Source organism: Amycolatopsis sp. NPDC114478 (assembly GCF_055633805.1).
Genome location: NZ_JBVKDO010000010.1, coordinates 314,459 through 341,033 on the forward strand (window position 1 = coordinate 314,459; position 26,575 = coordinate 341,033).

Here is a 26,575-nt window from a genome sequence, read left to right on the forward strand (position 1 = left end):
GGAGGCTCGATGGCTGAGAAGACCAAGTACGTCCTCGACGAAGACGAGCTGCCGACCCAGTGGTACAACGTCATCCCCGACCTGCCGGAGCCGCCTCCGCCCCCGCTGCACCCGGGCACCCGCGAGCCCGTCGGGCCGGACGACCTCGCCCCGCTCTTCCCGCAGGCGCTCATCGCCCAGGAAGTGACGACTGATCGCTATGTCGACATCCCGGAGGAGGTTCGGGAGGTCTACCGGCTCTGGCGGCCGTCGCCGCTGTACCGGGCGCGGCGGCTGGAGAAGGCGCTCGGCACGCCGGCGCGGATCTACTACAAGTACGAAGGCGTCAGCCCGGTCGGCTCGCACAAGCCGAACACCGCCGTGCCGCAGGCGTTCTACAACGCGCAGGAGGGCGTCAGCCGGCTGACCACCGAGACCGGCGCCGGCCAGTGGGGCAGCGCGCTCGCGTTCGCCTGCGCCCAGTACGGCTTGGAGTGCGAGGTCTGGCAGGTCCGCGCGTCCTACGACCAGAAGCCCTACCGCAAGCTGATGATGGAGACGTTCGGCGCGACGGTCCACCCGAGCCCGTCCGAGCTGACCGAGTCCGGCCGGGCGATCCTCAAGGACCACCCGGATTCGACGGGCAGCCTCGGCATCGCGATCAGCGAGGCGGTCGAGCAGGCCGCGCAGGACCCGGACGCGCGGTACGCGCTGGGCAGCGTGCTCAACCACGTGCTGCTGCACCAGACGATCATCGGCGAGGAAGCGCTCAAGCAGTTCGAACTGGCCGGCGACACCCCGGACGTGCTGGTCGGCTGCACCGGCGGCGGCTCGAACTTCGGCGGCTGGCGTTCCCGTTCCTGCGGGAGAAGCTGGCCGGCCGGATGGACCCGGTGATCCGCGCGGTCGAGCCGGCCGCGTGCCCGTCGCTGACGCGGGGGAAGTACGCCTACGACTTCGGCGACACGGCCGGGCTCACGCCGCTGCTCAAGATGCACACGCTCGGCCACGAGTTCATCCCGGACCCGATCCACGCGGGCGGCCTGCGCTACCACGGGATGTCGCCGCTGATCTCGCACATCTACGAGCTCGGCCTGATCGAGGCGATCGCGATCGGGCAGCAGGAGTGCTTCGCCGCGGGCGTCCGGTTCGCGCGGTCCGAGGGCATCATCCCGGCCCCCGAGCCGACGCACGCGCTTGCGGCGTGCATCCAGGAAGCGTTGCGGTGCAAGGAAACCGGTGAGGAGAAGGTGATCCTCACGGCGCTCTGCGGCCACGCGCACCTGGACCTGCCCGCGTACGGCGCCTACCTCGCGGGGGACATGGTGGACAACGAGCTGTCCGCGGCCACGCTCGAAGCGTCGCTCGCCACCCTGCCGTGATGGCCAGACGGAGCAGTATTCGTGGCACCAACGTTCTGGAGGTCTAAGGGGCGACTATACCTGAACTACCTTTCGTTGGCACTTCTGACCTGCACCTTTCGATCGGAGGTGCCACGCCTGGAACCGGTGTTACGAATCGGTGGCAAGCAGCGATGTACGAGTAGTTTGCTAGATGACAGACGCGATGGATGAGGCTAAGTTGACAGAGTCGTTCACGGAGTATCGAGATGTCAGTGTTACTGATCCGTTGCGGCAGGGTGACGTTCTCGAGGCGGTGGACTCGGCTGCCTCGAAGTGGGGGCGGTACCTTCTCGTCATCACGGCCGACTGCGACTTCGCCTACGATAAGCACCAAGGCCGTGTCACTTGTGTCCCTTTCCTGACTGCATCCGACTACTTGATGGAGTTGCAGCTTCCGCGTCTGCGAGAAAAGTTCGTCGTGAAGGTCATTGGCATCTTGCGTAAATTGTTGCCGCCGGGGCGAGGTGGAAATATTTCAGACGAGCGGTTGAGAGAATGGGCTCGCGAGACTGAATCTGAAAAGATAGTCGAAACCCTTGCTCTTGATGGGAAAGATGCGGCTGCAGCCAAAGCGGCGTTTGAGTCTCTGCGCATCGTCGGTAGCTTGCCCGGCTCGCTCAAGGAAGGTGTAGATAGCCTTGTCGTGGCAAACCTGAACCTGCCCAACGCTAAGAAGCGCGAGAACGTAACTCGTGAAATAGTCGAATCGTTGAAAACCTCCTACTCGCACCCTCCGGGTGATGCACTTTTTCTTTCTGCGATTGCTCCGTATCAACTAGATGGTTATTTTGTGTATCTGAGGCATCTGGAGCAAGTCTGGCAGTCGGAAATTGCTCTGGGGCTCACTCGTGCCTCAGTTAGTTATCGCCGCATATCGCGACTTCACGATCGTTATATTCATGCAATTGTGCAACGATTTGCGCTAGTTTTCATGTCTATCGGCTTGCCGACTGAGTATGAAGAGATCCGTGACTTGCACTCTGAACTGCTAGGAGAGAGCTACAAGTGAAGCCGCTTGTTACTACGGTTCGTGCGCTTAAGGAGCTGGCCACGGGGCTTTCGCCGGAGGCCGTGTCGGCTTCTCCGGTGCTGTTTGAGCACTGTGGCGGTAGTGTCGACGTTCTTTTGTCTGTTGATGACAAGACGAATGATCAGAGAGTTGTCCTGATTCGCGACACAAATTCCAGGGAGCGCTATGTTCCTGAATACCTTTCAGGCCTTCGTCGGGATGTGCTCAGTCGGATGGCGTCGTTTGCCGAACGGGCGAATGTCAATGGTCCACTAACGTTGCCGCGAGGCTGGCATCAGTACAAGCGAAACAATTTGATCGCGTTCTTTGCAGTGCCGGGTGGAGACGCACTCACTAGTCGATGGATCGCTGAGGTCTCGCCCGGAGATCGATCGGATGTGATCTTCTGGGCGACGACAACCTCTGGACAAAAAGAAAGCCTAGAAGATTTCGAATTAGCGAAGCCTGGATTGCCGTCCAATTGGGGTATTGACTGGGAGATGGCGATAGCCCAGGCTGCCGAGAGTGTTGAACGCTCACGGCGAAACCAGCCGTCTGATGTCGAAATGTACCTGCCTCAGCTTGAACGGTCCACGACCAAGGGTTGGTCTTATGAGCAGTGGATAGCGACGATAAGTGACGATCAGCGTTCTTTCGTCATGGCAAGTACGGATAAATCAATTAGGTTGCGGGGGCCAGCTGGTTCGGGCAAGACTCTTGCTCTTACGCTGAAAGCTATACGTGAAGTTCTCGAAGCTAGGAAAAACGGCACGGAACTTCGTGTGTTAATGGTAACTCACAGCTGGTCGCTTGCTAGTGAGATATCCGATTCCCTTGACTCGATGGGGATGGGCTTAATTAGTGAGATAGATGTATTTCCTTTGTTGGAGATTGCAAGAAATATATCACCTCAATACGTAAATGACGACACTGGCTTTACTTTGATCGGCAACGACAGTTTCAGTGGCAAAAGAGCTCAGCTTGACGAGATCTACGAGGTTCTCGACGAGTTTATTTCTGGCGATTGGTTGACCTATCAAAGTGGAGTAAGTGGGGGGCTGCGGGCGCGGTTTGATTCCACTGATGCTGACGATAGGCTGGCCTTGGCCTGGGATCTGCTGGTTGAGTTCGGCTCAGTGATTGGGGCTGCGGGGATATTCCCCGGAGCAGGTGCGGAGTCGCGGTACTTCCAACTCCCCAGGGCTTCTTGGATGTTGCCATTGCAAAGTCGCGAAGATATGCGCGTTACCTTCGCAGTCTATGAGAAATACATTCGAAGCCTTGATGCCCGTGCGTTGTTGACCTCAGATCAAGTTCTCGCCGATCTTTTGAGTCATCTCGTTACGCATGCTTGGAATCGTGCGCGAAGGAATCAAGGGTACGATCTCATCCTGGTCGACGAGTTTCATTTGTTCAGTCCTCTGGAACGCCAAGTGCTTCACTATCTGTCACGCGATGTTAAGGTTTATCCTCGAGTATTTATGGCGGTCGATCCGCGTCAGTCGCCTTCTGCGGCCTTTATCGGCGTGGCGGCCGACGAGACTCGATCGTCGTCGATATCGTCGGAGGACGGACTCGGTGACGTTGACAACTTTGAACTGGCGACCGTTCATCGGTTCACTCCCCAGATCCTAGATCTGATCAAACATGTGCATCACGAATTTCCGACTTTTGATCTTGGTCAGGATTGGGATATCGATTTTGCGGCGGTCGAATCTGCGCAAGAGGCTGGTCCTATTCCTCGGCTGATCTCGGCCGCGTCACGTGCGGGCGAAGAGGATGACATTGTGAAGGCGGTTCACGAGTTGTATTCCGTGGGTCGCCTCGCGCTGGCTGTCGTTGATGATCGACAATGGCGACGGTTCAGTGACTTGGCCGCGCGTATCGGAAACTCTGGAAAATTTCACGTTTCAACTATATCTGGTCGGACTGACGTCGACGGTCTTGGTTATCGGCGGCGCGGGTTGGTGGTTGGCCCTGCTGAATATCTCGCCGGCCTGCAGTTTGATACTTTATTGGTTGCTGGGGTGCCGGACATGGAGGTAAGTCACACTCCTGCGACTGAGAGGACCCGCCTTCTTTCGCTGCTCTACCTCGCTCTAAGTCGTGCTCGACGCGAGGTGCGAGTATTTGTGAACGACGATGATGGCGGTTCGGCTGAGGTGCTTTCGCGGGCGGTGACTAATGGTCTGATGAAACCCGAGCGAGGAAGCCTGGTTTGAGCTAGCGAGAATACGATGGGTCAGAGGACGTCCGGGATCTCCGGGCGGGCCAGCTCGGTCCGCTTCTGCGCCAAGACGACCCGGTCGCGGCCCGCGGCCTTCGCCGTGAACACCGCGTCGTCCGCCGCCTGCAGCAGGATCGTGTACTCCGTCGCCGTTTCCGGGTACACCGCCGCGCCGATCGACGCCGTCAGGCCGTCGATCACCTCGGGCTTGCCCGGGCGGACCACCGGGACCGGCACCTCGACGCGGGCGATCGCCGCGCGGACGCGGTCCGCGATGGACACGATCTCCGCGCTCGTCGCCCCCGGCAGCAGCACCACGAACTCGTCGCCGCCGAAGCGCCCGACGTAGTCGCCGCCGCGGACCGCGCCCTGGATCGCCGCCGCGATCGCGCGCAGGACCTCGTCGCCCGCCAGGTGGCCGTTGCCGTCGTCGATGGCCTTGAAGTGGTCGATGTCGATCATCAGCACGCCCGCCGTCGACGCCAGCTCGGCGGCGCGGGCCAGCTCGTTGCGCGCCAGCTGCACCCAGAACTCCGGCGCGAGCAGCGCCGTCTTGGAGTCCGTGCGCGCGGCCGCCTGGAACTGCGGGAGAAGCAGGCCGATGTGCAGCGCCACCGGCGTCACCATGAGCACCGGCAGCAGCCACGGCCGGACCGTCATCACCAGCGCGATCCCGCAGCCGACGCCGACCGCGGCCAGCACGATCAGCACGTCCGACGGGTTCCCGAACGCCTGCCGGGGCGGCTTGCCGGGGTTGCTCATCAGGATCGCCAGGATCACCAGCACGTAGTTGAGTCCGAAGTAGACGATCCCGGACAGCAGCAGCGCGGTCATCCCGCCGAAGCCGTCCAGGTAGGGCACGTACGGCGCGAGGTGCCCGGTGCCCGCGGACAGCACGGCGCCCGCGGCGAAACAAGCGAGGATGACCGTGGCCCCGGAGAACACTTTCCGGTGAATCACGCCGCGTCGTTTGTACACGCGGACCCAGGAATGGGCGTAGCTGACGACGATGACGAGCGTGGCCAGCGGCGGTGGCAGCAGGAGCTGCCCGGCGAAGATCCAGATCGACTGCAGGTGCATGTGCGGCCGGCCGTCGGCGGCGAGCTCGCGGATGCGCTCGATGCGTTGCGCCGCTTCGAGGTGCACGATCTCGCCCGCGAGGATCAGGCCACACCAGAGCACCGCCTGGGTGGTGACCGGCACGAGCGCGGCCGTGGCGACGACCGCGATCAACGCCAGCGCGTCGACGATGAGGACGTAGCCGAGCACCGGAGTGGCCAGCTTCCACATCGCCCACGTACGGAAACCCGATCGTGGACGTTCTGAGCTGGGCTTTCGCCCTTGGGACCCGGACAATCCCACGAAACGCCCCTCTTCTCAGGACGGATCTCTTCGCGGAAATCGTCACTGTAATCGAATGAACGCGGTGTGTCACTAGGCTGGTCGGGCTACCGTCCGGTCACGCACCGTGCAATATCCCTCACGAACAGGAGAAGTCATGTCGCACTTCCTGCCCAACGCGAACATCGTCCCGTCCCGGCGTCGCGCGCAGCGGCCGACCGACTGGACCCGGCAGCTCCCCACCGACTGGACCCGCGCGATCCCGACGGACTGGACCCCGCGGCAGCTGCCGACCGACTGGACCGCCCGCGAACTGCCCACCGACTGGACCGTCCGCGAGCTCCCGACCGATTGGACCCGCCCCGGCGTCTCGCCAGCGCTGCCGCAGTGCCCCACTGACTGGACGCAGCGCTGACCAGTGCCCGGTGACCGGCCCTCGACGCCGGTCACCGGGACTCCGGTTGCGCCCGGCGCCACAACATCGCCGCGCCGAAAGCCGCGACGACCCCGATCGCGCCCGCCCCGGCGACCACTCCGTGCGGGGCGGCGCGTTCGGCCGCGACCCCCGCCAGCACCACGCCCAGCCCCTGCGACACCCGCAACGCCGTCAGCGCGAACCCGAACGCCTGCGCGCGCTGGGCGTCCGGGGTCAGCTGGACGAACGTCGTGTTGGCGATCAGGTTGTACGAACTGGCCACCCCGGACAGCGTCAGCAGCGCCAGCGTCGCCTCGAGGTCCGGCCGCAGCGCGCAGCCCAGCAGCGCCGCGCACGCCAGCACCGCCAGCGGCCCGAGCAAGCGGGCCCGCCGGGACGGCGGGACCCGCGACAGCGCGGCCATCCCGAGCACGTTCCCCAGCGCGTACGCCCCCAGCAGCAGCCCGACGACCACCGCGCCGCCGCCCAGCTCCGCCGCGTACGGCGCCGCGATCGCTTCGCCCGCGATGTAGATCCCCGACACGCACCCCAGCGCCACCAGCGCGAGCCGGCGCCGGTCGCCGACGACCACCGTCCAGCCCGCCCGCACGTGCGGCCACCAGCGGACGCCGGACGTCTCGCGCGGCGGCCGGGGCCGGACGCCGGTGACCAGGAACAGCGCCGACACCGCGAAACTCGCCGCGTCCGCGAGCAGCGCGCCGCCGGTGCCGACGGCGGCCACCAGGAGCCCGCCGAGCGCGAACCCGGCGACCTGGCCCGCCTGCACCAGCATCATCAGCAGGCCCATCCCGGGCACGAACCGCTCGCCGGGCAGCACCTGCGGCAGCAGCGCCGCGCGCGCGGAGTTCCACACCGGGTTGACCAGCTGGACGCCGATCAGCAGGGCCGCGACCACCGGCAGCGGCAGGCCCGGCCACGCCATCACGGCGACCGCCGGCGCGCGCAGCACGTCGGCCAGGACCAGCACCGTCCGCGGCGGGTACCGGTCGGCCAGCCCGGACAGCAACGGCCCGCCCACGAGGTCCGGCAGGAAGGTCAGCGCGTACGTCAGCGCGGCCCAGCCCGGCGAGTTCGTGCGGTCGTAGACCAGGATCGACAACGCGACGCGCGCGAGCTGGTCGCCGGTGACCGAGACCAGCTGCGCGGAGAACAGCGCCCGGAACTCGGTCACGCCGAGGACGTCCCGGAACCCGACCGCGCGTGCCGTCATGGGCACTCAGGGTACCGGCGCGGACGCCCAGCGTGAACGGCCGTTAGGAGGTCATTGCCCGTCGCCGCACGTGATTTTCGGCTGCGGGTTGTAGTGGACCGTCCGGGTCGACCGGCTCACCTCGCGGCCGGACGCGGCGTCCTTGAGCACGCGCGTGTCGCTCGTGGTGAACCCGGGCGCGCCGTTCGACGCGTGGCAGTTCTCCGCCGGGCCCGGCTTGGGCTGCGGGTCGCTCGGGTTCGAGCGGCCGCCGGGGACGGACTCGACGGTGTAGCGCTTGGTGCCCCACAGCTTCACGGTGATCGACGACGGCGTCCAGATCGCCTGGATCGCGATGCCGGTCGGGGAGTCGTTGGTGAACTTGAGGTCGATGACGCTGGAGCCGTCGGGGTTCTGGAACACCGTCGCCTCGCGCGCGGCGGGGTAACGGCTGATGTAGTAGCTGTGCTCCTTGTGCCCCGCGTCCTTCATGCCCGCGAAGTAGGACGCGTTGTACAGCGTCGTCGCGAACTGAGAGATACCGCCGCCGACCTCGCGGCCCGGGGCACCGTCCTTGATCACGCCCGCCTCGACGTACCCCTGCGGCTTGCCGCGCGGGCCGGTGAACCCGTTGAGGCTGAAGGTTTCCCCGGGCTTGACGATGGCGCCGTTCACCTTCTGCGCGACGACGCGGATGTTGGTGCCGGAGTCGGGCGCGAAGCCGCCGGTGGTGAACTCGCCGACGACCTCCTTGACGCCCAGCTGGTTCGCCTGCTCGGTCGTCACCTTCGCCGGGGCGTCCTGGTAGATGGCCGGCACCTCGCGGCCGTCGGTCTTCTTCAGCACCTCGGGCAGCGGCTTGAGGCTCGGGTCCCAGTCGATGGTCCGGCCGTCGGTGGAAGGGTCGACCGCGGGCTTGCCGCCCTCGAAGACGATCGTCGCCTCCTTGCCCTCCTTCTCGGTGGACTTCAGCTGCGGCCCGGCGGCTTCGGCGATCTTGGCGTTGTCGATCTTCGGCGTGAGCCCGCCGCCCTCGGCCGGTTCGAACGTGATCGCCGCGGCGATCGCCTCCGGCTTCACGGTGGCGTTCTTGCCTTCGCCCTTGACGACCAGCGGGCCCGAGACGGCGGGGCGCGCGAACTCCTCCAGCGCGGCCTGGACGCCTTCGGGGGTGGTCCGGACCGGCGTGCCGGTCACCGGCAGGGCCAGCGGCGCGCCGCTCGCCCACTTTTCGACCACCGCGGCCTTGGCGGCGTCGACGTCGAGCTTCTGCCCGGGCTTCGGCGGCACGGCGACCGGGTTGACGCCCTCGAACTTCACGGTGCCTTCGGCCGGCTCGCGGTCGACCTGGCCGCGGAGGCCGTCGAGCGCGGCGGCGAGCTTGGCGTCGTCGGCGTGGCTGACGACGCCGACCTCTCGGCTGGAGAACAGCGACGCGAGCCGCGTGAAGGGGTTCAGCGGCTGTTCGCCGGCCTGGTCGAGGGTCTTCGGCCAGTCGAGGCCCAGCCCGGCGGTTGCCGGCGAGAGGGTGCCCTGGACGTCGCCCGCGGTGACGGCGACCGGACGCGTCAGCCGCGGTTCAATCTGCCCGCGCAGCTCCTGCTCGGCCGCGGCGCGGTCCATCCCGCCGACGTCGACGCCGGCCACGGTCACGCCGCGCGGGACGCTGCCCTGGCTGACCAGCAGGTCGACGCCGTAGACCACGACGAGCAGGCCGAAGACCCCGCCGGCGATCCAGCCGGCCTTGCGCAGATCGCGCTTCCTGGGCGGTTCCGGGTCCGGCTCGGGCCGGACGACCGGCAGGACGTCCGTCTGCTCACCGTGTGACTCGGGCCAGCGCGGTTCGTACGGCAACTCTCCACCCCTTCAACGCGTGACGGGGCTCAGCCTACGGGGCACCCGGACAAGCCGTACGACTCGCCCTAACGGGGGATGAACCGGTCACCGCGCGTCCGGTTCCGGGTTGTGCCCGGCCCGCGCCAGGAAGTCGAAGTCGCAGCCTTCGTCGGCCTGCGTGATGTGTTCGCTGTAGAGCGCGCCGTAACCCCGCTCGAACCGCGGCTCCGGCGCCGTCCACTCGGAACGCCGCCGCGCGAGCTCCTCATCGGACACCTCGAGCCGCAGCACGCGCGCCGGCACGTCGAGGGTGATCGGGTCGCCGTCGCGGACCAGCGCCAGCGGGCCGCCGACGTGGGACTCGGGCGCCACGTGCAGCACGCACGCGCCGTAGCTCGTCCCGCTCATCCGGGCGTCGGAGATCCGGACCATGTCGCGCACGCCCTGTTCGAGCAGGTGGGCCGGGATCGGCAGCATGCCGTACTCGGGCATGCCGGGGCCGCCGAGCGGGCCGGAACCGCGCAGCACCAGCACCGAGTCCGCGGTGATGGACGGGTCTTCGATCCGCTTCTTGAGGTCCGCGTAGTTCTCGAAAACGACGGCCGGGCCCGTGTGGGTCAGCAGGTGCTCCTCGGCGGCGATGTGCTTGATCACCGCGCCCGAGGGCGCGAGGTTGCCGTGCAGCACGGCGACTCCGCCCTCGGCCGCCACCGGGTTGTCGCGCGGCCGGATGACGTCGTCGTTGTGCACGCGCGCGGCCTCGAGGTCGGCGCCGAGCGTGCGGCCGGTGACGGTGACCCGGTCGGTGTGCAGCAGGTCGGTAAGCCGCGAGAGCAGGCCGGGCAGGCCGCCCGCGTAGTAGAAGTCCTCCATCAGCCAGTCGCCGCCCGGGCGGATGTTCGCCAGCACCGGCACGCGCCGCGCGATCGCGTCGAAGTCGGCCAGGCTCACCGGGATCCCGCTGCGCCCGGCCATCGCGATCAGGTGGATCACGGCGTTGGTCGACCCGCCCAGCGCCAGCACCGTGGTGATCGCGTCTTCGTACGCGGTCTTGTCCAGGATCCGGCCCACCGTCAGGTCTTCCCAGACCATGCCGACGATCCGCGCGCCGCTCGCCGCGGCCATCCGGTGGTGGGCCGAGTCGACGGCCGGGATCGATGCCGCGCCCGGCAGCGTCATGCCGAGCACCTCGGCGGCGGATGTCATCGTCGACGCCGTCCCCATCGTCATGCAGTGGCCCGGCGATCGGGCCAGGCCGCGTTCCAGTTCGGACATTTCGGCGTCGCCGATCAGGCCGGCCCGCTTGTCGTCCCAGTACTTCCACATGTCGGTACCGCTGCCGAGGACCTCGTTGCGCCAGTGTCCCCGCAGCATCGGCCCGGCCGGCACGAAGATCGCGGGCAGGTCCGCGCTCGCCGCGCCCATCAGCAGCGCCGGTGTCGTCTTGTCGCAGCCGCCCATCAGGACGGCGCCGTCGATCGGGTAGGACCGCAGGATCTCCTCGGTCTCCATCGCGAGGAGGTTGCGGTAGAGCATCGGCGTCGGCTTCTGGTAGGTCTCCGACAGCGTCGCGACCGGGAACTCCAGCGGGAAGCCGCCGGCCTGCCAGACACCGCGCTTGACCTGCTCGGCGCGTTCGCGCAGGTGCATGTGGCACGGGTTGATGTCCGACCACGTGTTGAGGATGCCGATGACCGGCTTGCCGAGGTGCTCTTCAGGGTTGTAGCCGAGCTGGCGGCTGCGGGCGCGGTGGCTGAAGTTACGCAGTTCTTCGCCGCCGAACCACCGGTGGCTGCGGAGCTCCTCGGGCGTCTTTCGGGGACCCAGTTTCATGTTCTTCAGTATGGCATCTGATATATGATCTCGCGGGCCTGGTTGAATGGGTTCCGACACGATGCGAGGGAGCGACCATGACCGGGACGTTCAGCCTGCCCGCCTCCCGGACCGAAGTGGTCCTGGAGGAGATCCGTCGCGGCATCCTCACCCGGGAACTGGTGCCCGGCCAGCCGCTCGTCGAAGCGGAGCTGGCCGCGCGGCTCGGCGTGTCGAAGACGCCGGTGCGCGAGGCGCTCAAGGTGCTGTCCAACTCGGGCCTGGTGACGTTCAGCCCGTACAAGGGCGCTTCGGTGGTCACGGTCGACGCCGAGCTCGCGAAGTCCGTCTACGACGTGCGGATGGTCCTGGAACCGGAAGCCGTCCGGCGGACCGTCGAGCGGCGCGACCCCGAACTGCTGGAAGACGCCGCCGAAGCGCTGAAGGAAGCGTCGACGGCCATCGCGGACAAGGACCAGGCCGCGCTGAGCCTGCTCAACCGCCGGTTCCACCGCGCCCTGTACTCGGGCTGCGGCAACCCGCTGCTGGTCAGCATCCTCGACGACCTCAAGGACCGCGCGGCCCTGATCAGCGTCGTCGGCTGGGAAGCCAACCCCAGCTGGAAGAAGGAGTGGACCGAGCACAAGGCGGTCCTCGCGGCGGCCAAGAAGGGCGACGCCGAAGGCGCCGCGGCGTTGCTCAAAGACCACATCGGCGGCTTCCTCGAGCGGGTCCTCAAGGCCATCGGATGAGGCTGCTGCTCATCTCGGACACCCACCTGCCCGCACGCGCCCGCGTGCTGCCTTCGCAGGTGTGGAACGAGGTCGAGGCGGCGGACGTCGTGGTGCACGCCGGCGACTGGGTCGAGGTCGGCCTGCTCGACGAACTGGAGCAGCGCAGCAAGCGCCTGATCGGCGTCTACGGCAACAACGACGGCGCGGACCTGCGGGCGCGGCTGCCCGAGGTCGCGCGGGCGGACCTCGACGGCGTCCGGCTGGCCGTCATCCACGAGACGGGCTCGAAGCAGGGCCGCGAACAGCGCTGCGACGCGCAGTTCCCGGACACCGACGTGCTCGTGTTCGGGCACAGCCACATCCCGTGGGACACGACGACCCCGGCCGGGTTGCGGCTGCTCAACCCCGGTTCGCCGACCGACCGCCGCCGTCAGCCGTTCTGCACGTACCAGACCGCCCGCGTCGAGAACGGCACGCTGACGGACGTCGAGCTGCATGAACTGCCCCGGAAGGGGTAGGAAGAGTCCATGGATCCGGCATGGGCGTTGCGGGAGATCGCGTTCCAGCTCGAACGCGCGGGGGAGCCGACCTACCGCGTCCGCGCGTTCCGCAACGCGGCCGCGACCGTCGACAAGACCGAAGCTTCGCAACTGGCCTCGATGGCCGAGAACGGCACGCTGACCTCGTTGCCCGGCATCGGGAAGGCCACCGCCGGCGTCATCGAGGACGCGCTGGCCGGCCGGGATCCCGCGTACCGGTCGAAGATCGTCGAGAAGAAGCTGCCGGACGGCGAACCGCTGCGGTCGGCGCTGCGCGGGGACTGCCACACGCATTCGGACTGGTCGGACGGCGGCAGCTCGATCGGGGAGATGGCTGTCGCGGGCCGGGACATCGGCCACGAGTGGATGGTGCTGACCGACCACTCGCCGCGGCTGACCGTCGCGAACGGGCTTTCCCCGGACCGGCTGCGGACGCAGATGCAGATCGTGGCGAAGGCCAACGAGCTGATGGCGCCCTTCCGGCTGCTGCACGGCATCGAGGTCGACATCCTCGACGACGGCGCCCTCGACCAGGAAGAGGAGCTGCTGGGGCAGCTGGACCTCGTCGTCGCGAGCGTGCACTCGAAGCTGCGGATGCCGGCGAAGGACATGACCCGGCGCATGCTCGCCGCCGTCCGGAACCCGCACGTCCGGGTGCTGGGGCACTGCACCGGACGGCTCGTCGTCGGCCGCGGCCGTCCCGAATCGGAGTTCGACGCCGAGGCGGTGTTCACCGCGTGCCGTGAAAACGGCGTCGCGGTCGAAATCAACTCGCGCCCCGAACGGCTCGACCCGCCGATGCGGCTGCTGAAGCTGGCCGCGGAGATCGGCTGCGAGTTCGCCATCGACAGCGACGCGCACGCGCCGGGCCAGCTCGACTGGCAGCCCTACGGCTGCGAACGCGCGATCAAAGCGGGCATCGGCCCGGAGCGGATCATCAACACCCGCACGGCGGAGGACCTGCTCAGCCGCTGATCTCGATGACCGGGTGCTTCGCCGGATCGAGCCAGCGCAGGAGTGCGTCGAGGTCGGACGCCGGGATCGCGACGCAGCCCGCCGTCGGCTTCCCGTCCGTGACGTGCAGGAAGAACGCCGAGCCCGCGCCCGGCACCACGGGTGCGCGGTTGTAGTCGATGACGACGGCGTGGTCGTAGACCGGGCCCGCCTGCCCGAGGTTCTCCCCGGCGGCCTCGTCGAACGGGCACGTGCCGGGAGCGCACGAGAAGTGCGTGTTGTAGTACGGGGATTTCACGTCCGAGACCCACCAGTCCGCGGTGGTGACCTGCCGGTAGGGCAACCGGGTGGTGGCGGGCCGGTGGCCGAAGGCCTCGGTCAGCGGCCACGTCCCGGCCGGGGTGCGGGAGACGGTTTCGCTCGCCTTGCCGACGCCGTCCGCGCCGACGAACGCCTCGACCGGGCCGTACGCCTTCGTCCAGTCGCCGCCGGTGCGCTGCCAGGCGGTCAGGACGGCGGTCGTCGCGTCCGCCGAGCCGGCGGCGACGGTGACGCGCTGCTCCGGGCCCGTCGGCCCCGGCGCGGCGGCTGCCCCGGAGAGCAGCGCGGCCGCGGCCAGCGTGGCACCGAGGGATCTCCTGCGCATGCCGGAGAGCCTAACGGTGCCACGCCGGATGCGTCAGTTGATCGTGTAGGAGTCCCCGTAGACCTTCCAGTTCAGCGGGGTGTGCAGGTCGAAGTTGCCCGCGTTGAGGAACACCACCTGCTCGGTGTCGACGCGCGAGGTGTCGGCGTGCGCCTCTTCCTGCTTCATGATGACCTTGCGGGCGGCGAAGAACGCCTTGAGGTAGGTGGCCTCGTCGCCGCCCTGGGCGGGGGTCTTCGCCTTCTTCATCGCGGCCTTGCGGATGCCGCCGAAGCTGTCGGAGCTGTCGCCGGGGCCGTGCATGACGATGGCGTCGTAGTAGGCGAACTGGCCGAGGTTGCTGAGTCCGTCGGACTTGCCCTGGCTGACTGCGGGGTCGAAGTACACCCGGTCGCGCTCGTTGTTCTGCGCGGTCTGGAACGCCGTGGTGGCCGCAGCCTGCTTCCAGGCGCTTTCGAACGCCGAGCCGAGGCCGGCGTGCGAGGCGGTGCCGTTCACCTTGCGCAGCGCGGGAAGGTACTTGGCGAGGGGGTTGTCCGGGACGGAGTCCGTGTAGGCCTGGACGAGCTCGAGCATGTCGCCGGTGCCGGAGCAGAACCCGATGATGCCGGCGGTGTACCCGCGGCCGTCGCCGATGTCCTCGATGTACTTGTACTGGGCTTTCCAGTCCAGCGAGGAGTTTTCCGCGCTGGAGACCAGCTTCATCGCGATCTCCTTCTTCGCCGGGGCCGACAGGTCGCCGACGGCGCGGGCGGTCGCGCTGGTGGCGCTGTTCGCGGCCAGGGGCGCGGGTGCCGCCGAGGAGAGCGCGGGGGTGGTGATCACGAGGGCGGCGACGGAGGCCGCGCCGAGCGCGCCGATGACGACCGGCCGCAACTTCTTGCTCATGGGTGGAGACCCTTTCCGCGGGGTGCGCCGTGGGGGATCACGGCGGTACGGGTGATGAGGGTGGAGCTGCGGCGTAGCGACACGGTAGCGAAGAGTCAGCACGCTCCACAAGAGGCGGAAATCGTTCAGGTTCGTGAACGGTCCAGACCACCCCGCGGGGTCCTCTGAGGACGGTCAGCGCGTCCCGGTGAAGATGCGGATGACGTCCGGCAGCACGTTCACCGGGATCGTCGGGTCGATCGCCCGCTGCACGCCGAGGCCGATGCCGAGGCTGAGCAACGCCGTCGCGGCGTCGTCGGCCGGCATCGGGAGCGTGATCCCGAACCGCTCGGCGTACCCGCTCAGCAGGCCGGCGATGGTGTCGCGGATCGCCTTGTCCCGCGCGGCCAGTTCGGCGCGCACGTGCGGGTTGCGCCGCGCGTTCGTGGCGAACTCGACCTCCAGGGCCGTCCAGGCCTCGTCGCCGATGCTGCGCTCGGCCCAGGTCTGGAACGCGGCCAGCAGGTCGTCCACGCCCTCGGCGCCGACCAGCGCTTCCGCGATCAGCGCGACCTGGTCGTCGTGGATCCGGTCGAGGACGGCGAGGCAGAGCTCGTCCTTGTTGCGGAAGTTCGAGTACACCGCGCCCTTCGAGTAGCCGGCCTCGTCCGCGACCTTCTCCAGCGACGTCACCGAGTAGCCGTCGCGCAGGAAGAGCAGCTTGGCGGTCTCGATCAGCTGCTCGCGGGTGCGCGCCTGGCTTTCCGCGCGGGTGAGTCGGGCCATGGCGCCACTCTAGCCAGGGCCGGAATCGGGGTACCGCCAGTATTGAGATACTGCTAGTCTCCGAAAATGGAGCAACGCCACTTCGCGGTCCTCGTCGTCGGCGCCGGGGCGTCCGGGCTGGGGGCCGCCATCCGGCTCGGCCAGGCCGGCGTCGACGACCTCGCCGTGCTGGAGAAAGCCGGCTCGCTCGGCGGAACCTGGCGCGACAACACGTATCCCGGCTGCGCGTGTGACGTCCCGTCCGCGCTGTACTCGTACTCGTTCGCGCCGAATCCCGGGTGGACGCGGGCCTTCGCCGGGCAGGCGGAGATCCGCGCGTACCTGGCGGACACGGCGTCGCGGTTCGGCGTCACACCCAAGATCCGGTACGGCGTGGAGGTGACGCGGGCGCAGTGGAACGCCCGGGAGTCCCTCTGGGAGCTGGAGACGACCCGCGGCCCGTACTCGGCGCGGGTCCTGGTCGCCGGCACCGGGCCGTGGCACGAGCCGCTGGTCCCGGACCTGCCGGGGCTCGGCGGCTTCCCGGGCGAGGTCTTCCACTCCGCGCGGTGGAACCACGGTTACGACCTGGAGGGCAAGCGGGTCGCGGTGATCGGCACGGGCGCGTCGGCGGTCCAGTTCGTGCCGCGGATCGTGCCTTCCGTCGGCCGGTTGCACCTGTTCCAGCGCACGGCGCAGTGGGTGCTGCCGAAGCCGGATCACGCCGTCCCTGGCGTGGAGCGGTTCCTGCTGCGGCGGTTTCCCGCGCTGCAGCGGGCGTTGCGCAGCGCGGAAGACGGGGCGATGGAGACCCTCGGCTTCGGGTTCCGGCACCCGTGGCTGCTGCGGCAGGTGCAGAAGGTCGGGCTCGCGCATCTGCGGCTCGCGGTGCGGGATCCTGCGTTGCGCCGGGCGTTGACGCCGGACTACACGCTGGGGTGCAAGCGGTTGCTGATGTCGAACACGTACTACCGGTCGCTGACGCAGTCGCATGTGGACGTTCACCCGACGGCGGTGCGCGCGGTGTCCGGCAGCAGGGTTCTCGGCGCGGACGGTTCCTCCGCCGATGTGGACGCGATCATCTTCGGCACGGGCTTCCACATCCTCGACATGCCGGTGTCGTCGCGGGTCTTCGACGGCGACGGCCGGAGCCTGGACGACCACTGGAAGGGGAGCCCGCGGGCCTACGCGGGGACGACGGTGGCCGGGTTCCCGAACCTCTACCTGCTGCTGGGCCCGAGCCTGGGGACCGGGCACTCGTCGGCGTTCATGATCCTGGAGGCCCAGCTGCGGCACACGGTTTCGGCCGTGACGCGGACCTTGCGTTCGGGCTGGGAGTCGGTGTCGGTGCGGCCGTCGGTGCAGGACGCGTTCAACGCGGAGGTCCAGGCCGCGCTGCCGGGGACGGTGTACCAGTCGGGCGGGTGTTCGAGCTACTACACGGATGTCAACGGGCGCAACAGCTTCAGCTGGCCGTTCTCGACCGGGCGGCTGCGGTCGCGGGTGGGCGCGTTCGACGAGGCGGACTACGAGATCGGTCAGTCCCACTCCCAGCACAGGCCGTAGACCCCCGGCTGGGCGTCCAGCACCGCGATGTGGCTCGTCCCGCTCGGACCCACCGGCAGCTCCGGCCGCTCGGCCGAGGCCTCCCCGTCGTAGCGGTAGCAGCGCACCGGCACCGCCGCCGGGTCGAAGCACGCCTGCAGCACGATCTGGCGGGCCGGCGCCCATACCCGAACTGCAGGTAACTCGTCTCCGGCGGCACCCCGTCGTAAGCGAACTCGAAGTCGAACACGTATGTCTCGCCCGCCCGCAGCGGGTAGTCGAACCGCAGCTCCACCGCCATCAGCTCGGACGCGGCGTCGCGGCGGACGCGGCCCGGGCGGCAGCAGCGGGCCGACCGCAGCACGGGCCGGTGGCCGCCGCCCGTCTGGGGCCGGAAGAACGACACCCAGCGGTCGACGCCGTCCTCGCGGCTGGTCACCACCAGCTCGGTGCGCACCGACCGCTCGGTGCGGTCCGCGCCCAGCGTCGCCCGCTGGTGCACCGACGCCAGCGCCAGCCGGGCGTTGCCGTCGAGGTCGATGCCGTCGCACGATGCCAGCTCCGTCGGCTCCGACCCGAGCGCGCTGGCCAGGCTGACCCCGCCCGGCCACGGCTCGGCCCGGCGCACCCGGGGCCGCGCCACCAGGCTGGTCAACGCGGCCGCGGGCAGGCCGAGGCACCCTTCGGCGACGCCCACCGCGTGCAGCGAACGCGGTCCTTCGGGGTGCCGCCGGCCCCGGCGCCAGTAGCTCAGCGTGGCCAGGCTGACCTGGGCGCCCCGGATCGCCATCCGCCGCTGCAGCGCCTCCAGGCTCAGCCCGCGGTGCCGGATCACCAGGTCGAAGGCCACGTCGAACGGTCCTTCCCGGACCGCGTCGACGACTTCGGCGTCGTCAGTGTCGCTCTCGGGGAACGCATCCATTCGGGTAAGCATGAATACCGGACGCACCGGACGCAACGAGGCCTGCCACCAAAGTAGGTGGCAGGCCCCGTGGGGGTCAGCTCACGGTGACCCCGGTGTCGTCGACGGCGAACGACGTCTGCAGCGACTGGTCCTCCGTCCCGGCGAACTTCAGCGTGATCGTCTGGCCCGCGAACGAAGACAAGTCGAGCGTCTTCTGGACGTAGGCGGAGTTCCGGTCGAGGTTGGAGTACGTCGCCAGCGTCGTCGAACCGGCGGACACGATGAGGTTGTCGTACGCGACGTTCTCGGTCTCGGCCGTCCACACGCGCAGCCAGAACGTCAGGCTCGCCCGGCAGCCGGCCGGGATCGTGACGGACTGCGTGAGCGTGTCGGTGTGCGCCGAACCCCAGCCGCCGAGCCAGGAGTCCCAGGTGCCCGAGCGCGCCGGCGCCTGGCCGCCCCACTGGCCGATGGTGGTGTCCGGGTCGGTCCACGACGCCTTGCCGGACTCGAAGCCCGGGTTCTGCACCAGCTGCCCGCTGCAGCCGCCCGGGGGAGTCGTGGTGGTCGGCGGAGTCGTCGTGGGCGGAGTGGTCGTGGGTGGGGTGGTCGTGGTCGGCGGCGTGCCGGTGCACGTCGGGTCGCCGGACTGCGCCGGGACGCTCACCGCGTTCCACGCCGCCTTCACGGCGTCGAACTCGGCGCAGCTGTCCGGGTACAGGTTCTTCGCGGCCTGCAGCGTCCACGTCCGGTACCGCAGGTAGGAACTGCCGGACGTCTTCAGCTGCAGGGCGCCGTGCATGATGTTGATCGCCTTGCGGATGCCGATGCCCGCGACGGTGCTGTTGTTGCACGTCGAGCTCGTCGGCTGCCCGTCGGTCGGGTTGCTGCCCTCGGCGAGCAGGTAGAACCAGTGGTCGCCGGGGCCGGCCGCCTTGTGCACCTCCGCGTTCGGCGTCGAGCTGGAGTAGCAGCTCGGGTCCCCGACCTTGGAGGGGTCGTACATGTACCGGAGCGCGCCGGTGCCGACCAGGTTGACCTCTTCGCCGATCGCGTAGTCCGGCGGGTCGTACTGGGACGGTTCGTTCGCGTAGAACTCCGTCGCCGTGCCGAACGTGTCCGCGATGAACTCCTGCGTGCCGCCGCCGGAGAAGCCGCCGGACCCGGAGTAGTCGTCGACGCCGTGGCCCATCTCGTGGCCGAGGATGTCGAGCGAGCCGACCCACTCGCCGCTCGGGTTGTGGCCGAGGTTCACGTACGCGGGCCGCGAGTTGTAGTAGTACGCGTTCTCGTCGTCGAGGCCGACGCGGATCTTCCACGCGCCGCCGTTGCCGGTGAACCCGTTGCGGCCCACCCACTCCGAGAGCATCTTCTTCTCGGTCTGCGCGACGAACAGCGCGTCGGCGCAGCCGGTCTCGATGTTCGTGCCGGTCCCGTTGCCCCAGCTGTCGTCCGGTCCGGTGAGGACGGAGTCGCTGTTGTAGTCGCGGCAGTCGAGGTTCGGCGTGTTCGGGTCGGCCATCGAGTACGTGCTGCCGGACTTCGTCGTGTTCAACGGCAGCGGCGCCGGCCCGTTCCACTTGCCGGTGCCGGTGCCCGCGGCGACGTGCTGGACGGTCCGCAGCACGCGCCCGTCCACCGCGTCGACGTAGACGCTCAGGCTGCTCGGCTCGCCGTGTTCGTCAGTGCCCTCGACGTTGCTCTCGTACGCGAGCCGCCCGGCGCCGTCGGCGACCACGACGAGCTTCCCGCCCGGCAGGCTCTTCGGCCCGCGGACCTGCTTGCGTGCCACGGTTTCGGCCTGCGCGGCCGTGAGCTTCGCGCCGTGGACGTCGAGATCGCCGAGGGCCTGCTGCTGCGCGACGGACGTGGTCTTGACGGTGCCGGCGGAGTCGGTGGCGATGACGAGGTCGCCGCCGATCACGGGCAGGCCGTCGTAGGTGCGGTCGTAGACGACGTACGACAGGCCGTTGGCCGACCGCACGTCGCGCTGGACGAACTTGTCGTGCGCGCCGGGGTGGAGGGCGGCGGCCCGCGCGTTGACGAGGTTCGCGGCGGCGCTGGTGGCGTTGGCCTGGGCCTGCGCGGCGGACGGAGGCGGTTCGGGGACGGGCTGCGCGGGCGCGGCGACGGCGATGCCGACCACCACCATGCCCGCCGCCGTCGCCCCGCCGAGCGCGGCGAACCGTTGGGGCAATCTCATGACGCTCCTTGCGAAAACGCGATGGGGGGGAGGGAGAACCCGATCGACGTTAAGCGCGGTCCGGGAGCGGCAGAAGGTTCATCACAGCGGCGAACTTTCACGCCGCGGCGGTGTGAAATCGCTCAGAGGGTGTGGAAGCGCAGGCCGGCTTTGGTGAGGCGGTCGATGAGGGCGTCGCCCATCGCGGTCGCGGTGGTCACCTGGCCCGCGGTTTCCGGGAGTTCGTCCGTCGCGAGGCACAACGCCGATTCCGCGAGCATCTTCGCCGTTTCGTCGTAGCCGGGGTCGCCGCCGGAGACCTCGGTGACGACGCGCTCGCCGCCGCCCTCGCCGATGAACCGCACGGAAAACCACGAGCGCGCCCGGCGTTCCGGGCTGGGGCCGTTGCCGGGGGCCAGCAAACGGGAAAGCCCGCGCCGCGCGGGCGGGACCTGAGCGGCGGCGAGCAGCGCGCCGGCGCCGAGCACGCCGCCGGCGAGCACGGGCAGGTGTTTGACGGCGGCGAAGTGCCGGTAGGTGAAGTCGGGCCCGTAGCGCTCGGACGCGGCGGCCGACCGGCGGACGACCTCGGGATCGATGGTCGGCAGCGGCACGGCCCACCAGCCGGCGTCGGCGACCCGGTGCGGACGGCCGAGCGGCGCGTGGGTGAAGCGCCCGGCGGGTCGCGGTTCGGCGGCCGCGCGTTCCTTCGCGACGCGGGCGCCGGCCGGGAGCCGGGACATGATGGTCAGCGCGCTGAGGAAGGTGCCGCCGGACGGCATCCCGCTGGCCCGGACGTAGCCGTCGACCTTGAGTGGAACGCCTTCGGGCAGCTGCTTGACGGTGAAGTAGGCGCCGAGGTCGTGCGGGATGGAGTCGAAGCCGCAGGCGTGCACGAGCCGCGCGCCGGTTTCGCGGGCCCGCCGGTCGTGGGCGAGGTACATCCGGTCGACGAACTCGGGTTCGCCGGTGAGGTCGACGTAGTCGGTACCGGCCGCGGCGCACGCGGCCACGAGCGGCTCGCCCTGGGTGAGGTAGGGGCCGACGGTGGTGATGACGACCTTGGTCGCCTCGGCGACGGCCTTGAGCGAGGCGGCGTCGCCGGAGTCGGCGACGAGCAGGTCGAGGGAGGAGAGGCGGTCGTCGATGGCGGCGAGCCGCGCGCGGACGGCTTCGAGCTTGCTTCGGTTGCGCCCGGCGAGGGCCCACCGCAGGTCCGCGGGCGCGTGCCGGGCGAGGTATTCGGCGGTGAGCCCCCCGGTGAACCCGGTGGCGCCGAAAAGGACCACGTCATGCGCGCGCATGTCTCCTCCAGAGGACGTCGACGGCGGACGGGGTCAGGTTACCCGCGGGTACGGAAGGGTGCCGGGTGTCGTTCGCGCGGTGCGCTGGGCTCGCCGGTGCAGGTGAGCGCCGCCGGCTGGTCGCGCCGGGTTACGGATGGGCGAGGGTGGTTGCCGGCGCGGGGAAGCGCGGCAGGCTGCTCGCGCCGGGTCGCGAGGGTTGTTGCCGGCGCCCGCTGGCGCTTCCGGTCGCCCGGCGCGGGGAGCCCCCGCTGGCTGGTCGCGCCGTGTTGCTGGTGCGCGAGGTCGGCCGCCGCGCGTGGTTGCCTCGGGTTCGCCGGTGCGGGCGAGCGCCGCCGGCTGGTCGCGCGGGGCGTGTGGGTTGTTGCCGGCGCCAGCCGGCGCTTTCGTTCGCGCGCGCGAGGAACCGCCGCTGAATGGTCGCGCCGTGTTGCTGGTGCGCGAGGCCGGCCGCCGCGCGTGGTTGCCTCGGGTTCGCCGGTGCGGGCGAGCGCCGCCGGCGGTCGTGCCGGATTGCTGGCGCGCGAGGCTCGCCGTCGCCGCGTGTCGGTTGCCTCCGGTCGCCCGCTGCGGCCGCCGCCGCTGGGGCGCCGGTGCGCGAGGGTTGTTGCCGGGCGCTTCCGCTCGCGCAGCGCAAGCGACCGGCGCCCGCCTCTCCCGCACCGCCCCACCTACTTCCGGTCCCCCGTGTACACCACCGCCGCCGCAACCGCCGCCACTCCCGCGATCACGTCCGCTATCCGGCGCGGCAGGGCGTGGTGCGTGTCCTCCATCCACGCCCGCACCCGCGCCCGGTCCAGCTCAGGCTCGCACAGGTCGTCCACTCCCGCCGTCCACGCCAGCAGCGCCAAGCACGCCGCGTGGGGGTCCGGGCGGTCGATGCCGAACACCGCCGCCCGGGCCTTGCTTCGCGCCGCCGTCGAGACCAGCAGGTCCGCCGGTAGGTAGCGGGATCGGCGCAACAACGCCGGCGTTCGCCGGACCAGGCCGAGCGCGACCAGATTGTCCGCCGCCACCGACGGCAGTTCCGCGCGCAGGTGATCCACCCAGTCGCGGACGCTGTGCGTCGCCGTTTCCGAAACAATTTCGGAAAACACGTGATCGGCGGTCGGAATACCCGGCGGCCGGTCGGCGATCACGCGCACCTTCCGGTCCTCGACCGTGATCCGGTCGGTGAACAGCAAGTCGCACAACGCCGAGCCCGCCAGGCCGATGCCCAACGACGTCCGACTGAGCACCGGGCGCCCGGTGAACTCGTCGTGGCCGAGGAAGAAGAAGGAATCCACCAAGGTGAGCCGGCGCATGACGGAAAACGGCCCCCTGGGCGGTCGCGGTGAGGATGCCGAAGATAGCGGTCCGGCTTCGCGCCGCTTTCGGTGCCGTCACCTTTACCCCGAACGGACGTACCGTCGCACCACAAAAACCCCCTACTCTGGGTCGCCGCCGCCAAGATCACCTAGGCGCGGGGGGAAAGGTCCATGGGAACCCACACGCCGGGGCGCGGCCTCGGCACCAGGCGGCTCGGCGCCGCCCAGATCGTCTTCTTCGTCGTCGCGGCGGCGGGTCCGCTGTACGCGATCGCCGGCGGTGTCTCGGCGACGTACGCGGTCACCGGCAGCGTCGGCGTGCCGTTGTCGTTCGTGCTGCTGGCCCCGGTGCTCGCGCTGTTCGGCGTCGGGTACGCCGCGATGAGCCGGTACATCACGAACGCCGGCGCGTTCTACCCCTATGTGGCGCACGGGATCGGACGCTCCGCGGGCACCGCCGTCGCGTACGTGACCGTGCTCGCCTACAGCTCCATCCAGACCGGCGTCTTCGGCTTGTTCGGGCTGTCGGTGTCCACCTGGCTGAACACGACGTTCGGGACGGACCTGCCGTGGTGGCCGATCGCGCTGCTGATGGTGCTCGTCGTCGGCGCGGGCGGCGTGCTGCGGATCGACCTCAACGCGAAGGTGCTCGGCGTCGCGCTCGGCCTCGAAGTCGCGGTGCTCGTCGTGCTGAACGCCGGGATGTTCAGCCACCCCGCGGGCAGTGCGCTCACCCCGCTGGAGCCGTCGAGCCTCTTCACGGCGGGGGTCGGGGCCGTTTTCGCTTTCTCCATCGCGGTTTTCCTCGGTTTCGAGGGCGCCGCCACCTACGGCGAGGAGAGCCGCGACCCGCGCAAGACGGTCGGCCGCGCGACCTACATCGCGATCGGGCTGACCGCCGTGCTGTACATCGCGTCCTCGCTCGGGATGGCGGTCGCGACCGGTCCGGACCACATCGTCGAGCGCGCCGCCACCGAAGGACCGGGCCTGCTGTTCGGGCTCGGTGGCCGGTACTTCGGCACGGCCTTCGCCGACACCGCGTACGTGCTCTTCCTGACCAGCCAGTGCGCCGCGCTGCTGAGCTTCCACAACGCCGTCGCGCGCTACTTCTTCGCACTGGGCCGCGAAGGGCTGCTGCCGGACGGCTTCAGCCGCACCAGCAAGCGCACCGGCGCGCCCATCGGCGGCTCACTGGTCCAGACCACCATCGGCTTGGTCGTGGTCTCGGTGTTCGCGCTGGCCGGCCGCGACCCGTTCACCGACCTCTTCACCTGGACCGGCGTCACCGCGTCGACCGGCGTCACGATCATCATGGTCGCGGTTTCGCTGTCGGTCATCGGGTTCTTCCGCCGCCGCCCCGGCCGCGAGACGTGGTGGCGGCGCGCGGGCGCACCCGCGCTGGCGGCGGTGACGCTGACCGCGATCCTGGTGCTGATCGTCGTCAACTTCGACGTCCTGCTCGGCCCGGCGGGCTCGATCCCGTGGCTGCGCTGGGGTCTGCCGGGCCTGCTGGTGCTCGCCGGCCTGGCCGGGTTCCTGCGGGCCGAGGCGCTGCGCACCCGGCGGCCGGAGGTCTACGCGGCGATCGGCGGCCCGCTGCGCGAAGACGAACTCGTGGAGACGCGGTGAGCGACGTCCGCGCCGCGCAACCGGCCGAACTGGACGCGGTGCTCGCGACCCTGGTCGCCGCCTTCCAGGACGACCCGATGAGCCGCTGGGTGTTCCCCGGCGACGAGCGCCGCCGCGACGTCGCGCACCCGGCGTTCTTCCGCGAGCTCCTCCTGGCCGGGTTCGCCGTGGGCAGCGTCGACGTCACCGAGGACCACTCGGCGGCGGTGATCTGGCTGCCCGGGAGCGCCGGTGACGACGAGCCGGTCGCCGGGCTCGACCCGGACGAGCAGGAGCGGCTGGACGTCCTGCTCGCCATGATGGCCGGCCGCGAGCCCGCCGAACCGCACTGGCACGCGCAGTTCATCGGCGTCCGGCCCGGCCGGCAACGCCGGGGCATCGGCGCGCGGCTGCTGCGTCACGGCCTCGCCCGCTACGACGCCGAGGGCGTCCCCACCTACCTGGAGGCCAGCTCGCCGGACAGCACGCGGCTCTACCGCCGGCTCGGGTTCCGCGACCACGGGCCCGCGTTCCGGCCACCCGGCGGACCGCCGATGCAGCCGATGTGGCGCGCCCCGGCCTGAGCCCGTTACCGGCGAGTACAGTGCCCCCTCGAACGCGAGGAGGAAAGCCGTGATCGAACGCTTCGGCAGCTACCAGAACGAGCTCTACCTGCAGGGACTCGGTGGGCAGCTGCCGCCGTGCTCGACGGACGCGACCAAGCTCGAAGCGTCGGCCCGCGAGCTCATGGCGCCCGGCCCCTTCTCCTACGTCGCGGGTTCGGCGGGCTCGGGCGCGACCGCCCGCGCCAACCGCGAGGCGTTCGACCGCTGGCGCGTCGTGCCGCGGATGCTGACCGGCGCGACCGACCGCGACCTCTCGACGACGGTGCTCGGCACCCGGCTGGCCGCGCCGGTGGCCGTCGCGCCCGTCGGCGTCCAGTCGATCGTGCACCCGGACGCCGAATCCGCGACCGCCCGCGCGGCCGCTTCGGTGGGTCTGCCGTTCACCCTGTCGACGGCGTCGTCGACCGGTATCGAGGACGCCGCCGAGGCCAACGGCGACGGCCCGCGCTGGTTCCAGCTGTACTGGCCCGGCGACCCGGACGTCTGCGCGAGCCTGCTGGCCCGGGCGAAGGCGGCCGGCTACACGGCGCTGGTCGTCACGCTCGACACGTGGACGCTGGCCTGGCGACCGTCCGATCTGGACCAGTCGTACCTGCCGTTCCTGCAGGGCGAGGGGCTCGCCGTCCCGTTCACCGACCCGGTGTTCCTCTCTCGGCTGCAGAAGACGCCGGAGGAGGACCGCGGCACGGCGATCCTGACGTGGATCGGCATGATCACCGGCACCGACCGGACGTGGGACCAGCTGCCGTTCCTGCGCGAGCACTGGGACGGCCCGATCGTGCTCAAGGGCATCCAGCACGTCGCCGACGCTCGCCGTGCGGCCGAGGCCGGGATGGACGGCATCGTCGTCTCCAACCACGGCGGCCGCCAGGTCGACGGCGCGATCGGGGCGCTGGAGGCGCTGCCGGGCATCGTCGCGGCGGTGGGCGACCGCATGGAGGTGCTGTTCGACTCGGGCGTGCGCACGGGCTCGGACGTGCTGAAGGCGATCGCGCTGGGCGCGCGGGCGGTGCTGGTCGGCCGCCCGTGGGTGTACGGCCTGGCGCACGCGGGCGAGGAGGGCGTGCGCCACGTGCTGCGGAGCCTGCTGGCGGACTTCGACCTGACCATGGGGCTTTCCGGCCACCGCACCCTCGCCGACCTGGGCCCGGACTCGCTCCAGCGGACGTGAGGTAACGAATCGGGAAAGCGGCGGACAGCCGCGGGACCGGTGGCTACCGTTCGAGGCCGATCGCGGGCCGCCCGGTTCCCGTTCGCCTTTCCCCTGAGGGATGTCTCGTAACCCGGTGTCGGAGCGGCCGGGCCGGTAGTTGATCATGTTGGTGTGGTGCAGGTGATCACAGCGTCGCGGCCGGAGTGGAT

The 26,575-nt window shown here is 69.6% G+C and carries 21 protein-coding genes and 1 pseudogene; 11 read left to right on the forward strand and 11 right to left on the reverse strand.

Annotated elements, in window-relative coordinates; translation table 11 throughout:
- Positions 1 to 9: 9 nt before the first annotated feature.
- The 3 genes and pseudogenes from ACZ7OH_RS27665 to ACZ7OH_RS27675 all read left to right on the forward strand — a co-directional run bounded on the left by ACZ7OH_RS27665 (position 10) and on the right by ACZ7OH_RS27675 (position 4,613).
- Positions 10 to 1,361 (forward strand): annotated as a pseudogene (locus ACZ7OH_RS27665) (TrpB-like pyridoxal phosphate-dependent enzyme).
- Positions 1,362 to 1,533: 172 nt separating this feature from the next.
- Positions 1,534 to 2,391 carry a hypothetical protein gene (locus tag ACZ7OH_RS27670; protein ID WP_470283453.1) on the forward strand — a complete coding sequence of 286 codons (858 nt, stop codon included), beginning with the start codon at positions 1,534 to 1,536 and terminating at the stop codon, positions 2,389 to 2,391.
- Positions 2,388 to 4,613 (forward strand): UvrD-helicase domain-containing protein, encoded by a 2,226-nt coding sequence (locus ACZ7OH_RS27675; RefSeq protein WP_470283454.1) that lies wholly within the window; start codon positions 2,388 to 2,390, stop codon positions 4,611 to 4,613. Before ACZ7OH_RS27670 ends, ACZ7OH_RS27675 begins: the two co-directional genes overlap by 4 nt.
- A gap of 20 nt (positions 4,614 to 4,633) precedes the next feature.
- On the opposite strand, the gene ACZ7OH_RS27680 is transcribed toward ACZ7OH_RS27675, so the two are convergent.
- Complete coding sequence (locus ACZ7OH_RS27680) at positions 4,634 to 5,908, reverse strand: GGDEF domain-containing protein (protein WP_470283455.1); 1,275 nt, start codon at positions 5,906 to 5,908, stop codon at positions 4,634 to 4,636.
- Between the two features lie 208 nt (positions 5,909 to 6,116).
- Between ACZ7OH_RS27680 and ACZ7OH_RS27685 the strand changes: the two genes are divergently transcribed.
- On the forward strand, positions 6,117 to 6,374 hold the full coding sequence (locus ACZ7OH_RS27685) for a hypothetical protein (RefSeq protein WP_400908070.1): 258 nt from the start codon (positions 6,117 to 6,119) through the stop codon (positions 6,372 to 6,374).
- A 31-nt stretch (positions 6,375 to 6,405) separates the two neighbouring features.
- Here the strand turns inward: ACZ7OH_RS27685 and ACZ7OH_RS27690 are convergent, their stop codons facing one another.
- The 3 genes from ACZ7OH_RS27690 to araD all read right to left on the reverse strand — a co-directional run bounded on the left by ACZ7OH_RS27690 (position 6,406) and on the right by araD (position 11,253).
- Positions 6,406 to 7,605, reverse strand: a complete 1,200-nt coding sequence (locus tag ACZ7OH_RS27690) for an MFS transporter (protein ID WP_470283456.1) — start codon at positions 7,603 to 7,605, stop codon at positions 6,406 to 6,408.
- A gap of 51 nt (positions 7,606 to 7,656) precedes the next feature.
- Entirely contained in the window at positions 7,657 to 9,438 is a 1,782-nt protein-coding gene (locus ACZ7OH_RS27695; protein WP_470283457.1) for a VanW family protein, read from the reverse strand.
- An 87-nt stretch (positions 9,439 to 9,525) separates the two neighbouring features.
- Complete coding sequence (gene araD, locus ACZ7OH_RS27700) at positions 9,526 to 11,253, reverse strand: L-arabinonate dehydratase (protein ID WP_470283458.1); 1,728 nt, start codon at positions 11,251 to 11,253, stop codon at positions 9,526 to 9,528.
- Between the two features lie 77 nt (positions 11,254 to 11,330).
- Between araD and ACZ7OH_RS27705 the strand changes: the two genes are divergently transcribed.
- The 3 genes from ACZ7OH_RS27705 to ACZ7OH_RS27715 are packed head-to-tail and all read left to right on the forward strand — an operon-like array spanning position 11,331 to position 13,480.
- Positions 11,331 to 11,984, forward strand: a complete 654-nt coding sequence (locus ACZ7OH_RS27705; RefSeq protein ID WP_400908060.1) for a GntR family transcriptional regulator — start codon at positions 11,331 to 11,333, stop codon at positions 11,982 to 11,984.
- A complete protein-coding gene (locus ACZ7OH_RS27710; protein ID WP_470283459.1) occupies positions 11,981 to 12,484 on the forward strand; it encodes a metallophosphoesterase family protein in 504 nt (167 codons plus the stop codon). The genes ACZ7OH_RS27705 and ACZ7OH_RS27710 overlap by 4 nt, the downstream gene beginning before the upstream one ends.
- Before the next feature lie 9 nt (positions 12,485 to 12,493).
- On the forward strand, positions 12,494 to 13,480 hold the full coding sequence (locus tag ACZ7OH_RS27715) for a PHP domain-containing protein (RefSeq protein ID WP_470283460.1): 987 nt from the start codon (positions 12,494 to 12,496) through the stop codon (positions 13,478 to 13,480).
- Here the strand turns inward: ACZ7OH_RS27715 and ACZ7OH_RS27720 are convergent.
- The 3 genes from ACZ7OH_RS27720 to ACZ7OH_RS27730 all read right to left on the reverse strand — a co-directional run bounded on the left by ACZ7OH_RS27720 (position 13,470) and on the right by ACZ7OH_RS27730 (position 15,758).
- On the reverse strand, positions 13,470 to 14,105 hold the full coding sequence (locus ACZ7OH_RS27720) for a L,D-transpeptidase family protein (protein WP_470283461.1): 636 nt from the start codon (positions 14,103 to 14,105) through the stop codon (positions 13,470 to 13,472). The genes ACZ7OH_RS27715 and ACZ7OH_RS27720 overlap by 11 nt on opposite strands.
- Positions 14,106 to 14,138: 33 nt before the next feature.
- Positions 14,139 to 14,993: a chitosanase gene (locus ACZ7OH_RS27725; protein ID WP_470283462.1), complete on the reverse strand. Its 855-nt coding sequence runs from the start codon at positions 14,991 to 14,993 to the stop codon at positions 14,139 to 14,141.
- A 174-nt stretch (positions 14,994 to 15,167) separates the two neighbouring features.
- Positions 15,168 to 15,758, reverse strand: a complete 591-nt coding sequence (locus tag ACZ7OH_RS27730; RefSeq protein WP_470283463.1) for a TetR/AcrR family transcriptional regulator — start codon at positions 15,756 to 15,758, stop codon at positions 15,168 to 15,170.
- A 66-nt stretch (positions 15,759 to 15,824) separates the two neighbouring features.
- Between ACZ7OH_RS27730 and ACZ7OH_RS27735 the strand changes: the two genes are divergently transcribed.
- Positions 15,825 to 17,303: a flavin-containing monooxygenase gene (locus tag ACZ7OH_RS27735; RefSeq protein ID WP_470283464.1), complete on the forward strand. Its 1,479-nt coding sequence runs from the start codon at positions 15,825 to 15,827 to the stop codon at positions 17,301 to 17,303.
- On the opposite strand, the gene ACZ7OH_RS27740 is transcribed toward ACZ7OH_RS27735, so the two are convergent.
- The 4 genes from ACZ7OH_RS27740 to ACZ7OH_RS27755 all read right to left on the reverse strand — a co-directional run bounded on the left by ACZ7OH_RS27740 (position 17,203) and on the right by ACZ7OH_RS27755 (position 22,976).
- The gene (locus tag ACZ7OH_RS27740; RefSeq protein ID WP_470283465.1) at positions 17,203 to 18,204 is read right to left on the reverse strand and encodes a hypothetical protein; all 1,002 of its coding nucleotides are present in this window, start codon (positions 18,202 to 18,204) and stop codon (positions 17,203 to 17,205) included. The genes ACZ7OH_RS27735 and ACZ7OH_RS27740 overlap by 101 nt on opposite strands.
- A gap of 76 nt (positions 18,205 to 18,280) precedes the next feature.
- On the reverse strand, positions 18,281 to 20,389 hold the full coding sequence (locus ACZ7OH_RS27745) for a M4 family metallopeptidase (RefSeq protein WP_470283466.1): 2,109 nt from the start codon (positions 20,387 to 20,389) through the stop codon (positions 18,281 to 18,283).
- A gap of 122 nt (positions 20,390 to 20,511) precedes the next feature.
- Positions 20,512 to 21,672, reverse strand: coding sequence for a saccharopine dehydrogenase family protein (locus ACZ7OH_RS27750; RefSeq protein WP_470283467.1), 1,161 nt, complete (start codon positions 21,670 to 21,672; stop codon positions 20,512 to 20,514).
- Positions 21,673 to 22,343: 671 nt separating this feature from the next.
- Positions 22,344 to 22,976, reverse strand: coding sequence for a GOLPH3/VPS74 family protein (locus ACZ7OH_RS27755; RefSeq protein WP_470283468.1), 633 nt, complete (start codon positions 22,974 to 22,976; stop codon positions 22,344 to 22,346).
- Between the two features lie 174 nt (positions 22,977 to 23,150).
- Between ACZ7OH_RS27755 and ACZ7OH_RS27760 the strand changes: the two genes are divergently transcribed.
- The 3 genes from ACZ7OH_RS27760 to ACZ7OH_RS27770 are packed head-to-tail and all read left to right on the forward strand — an operon-like array spanning position 23,151 to position 26,384.
- Positions 23,151 to 24,608, forward strand: coding sequence for an APC family permease (locus ACZ7OH_RS27760; RefSeq protein WP_470283469.1), 1,458 nt, complete (start codon positions 23,151 to 23,153; stop codon positions 24,606 to 24,608).
- Positions 24,605 to 25,171, forward strand: coding sequence for a GNAT family N-acetyltransferase (locus ACZ7OH_RS27765; protein ID WP_470283470.1), 567 nt, complete (start codon positions 24,605 to 24,607; stop codon positions 25,169 to 25,171). The genes ACZ7OH_RS27760 and ACZ7OH_RS27765 overlap by 4 nt, the downstream gene beginning before the upstream one ends.
- Before the next feature lie 49 nt (positions 25,172 to 25,220).
- Entirely contained in the window at positions 25,221 to 26,384 is a 1,164-nt protein-coding gene (locus ACZ7OH_RS27770) for a lactate 2-monooxygenase (protein WP_470283471.1), read from the forward strand.
- Positions 26,385 to 26,575 lie beyond the last annotated feature (191 nt).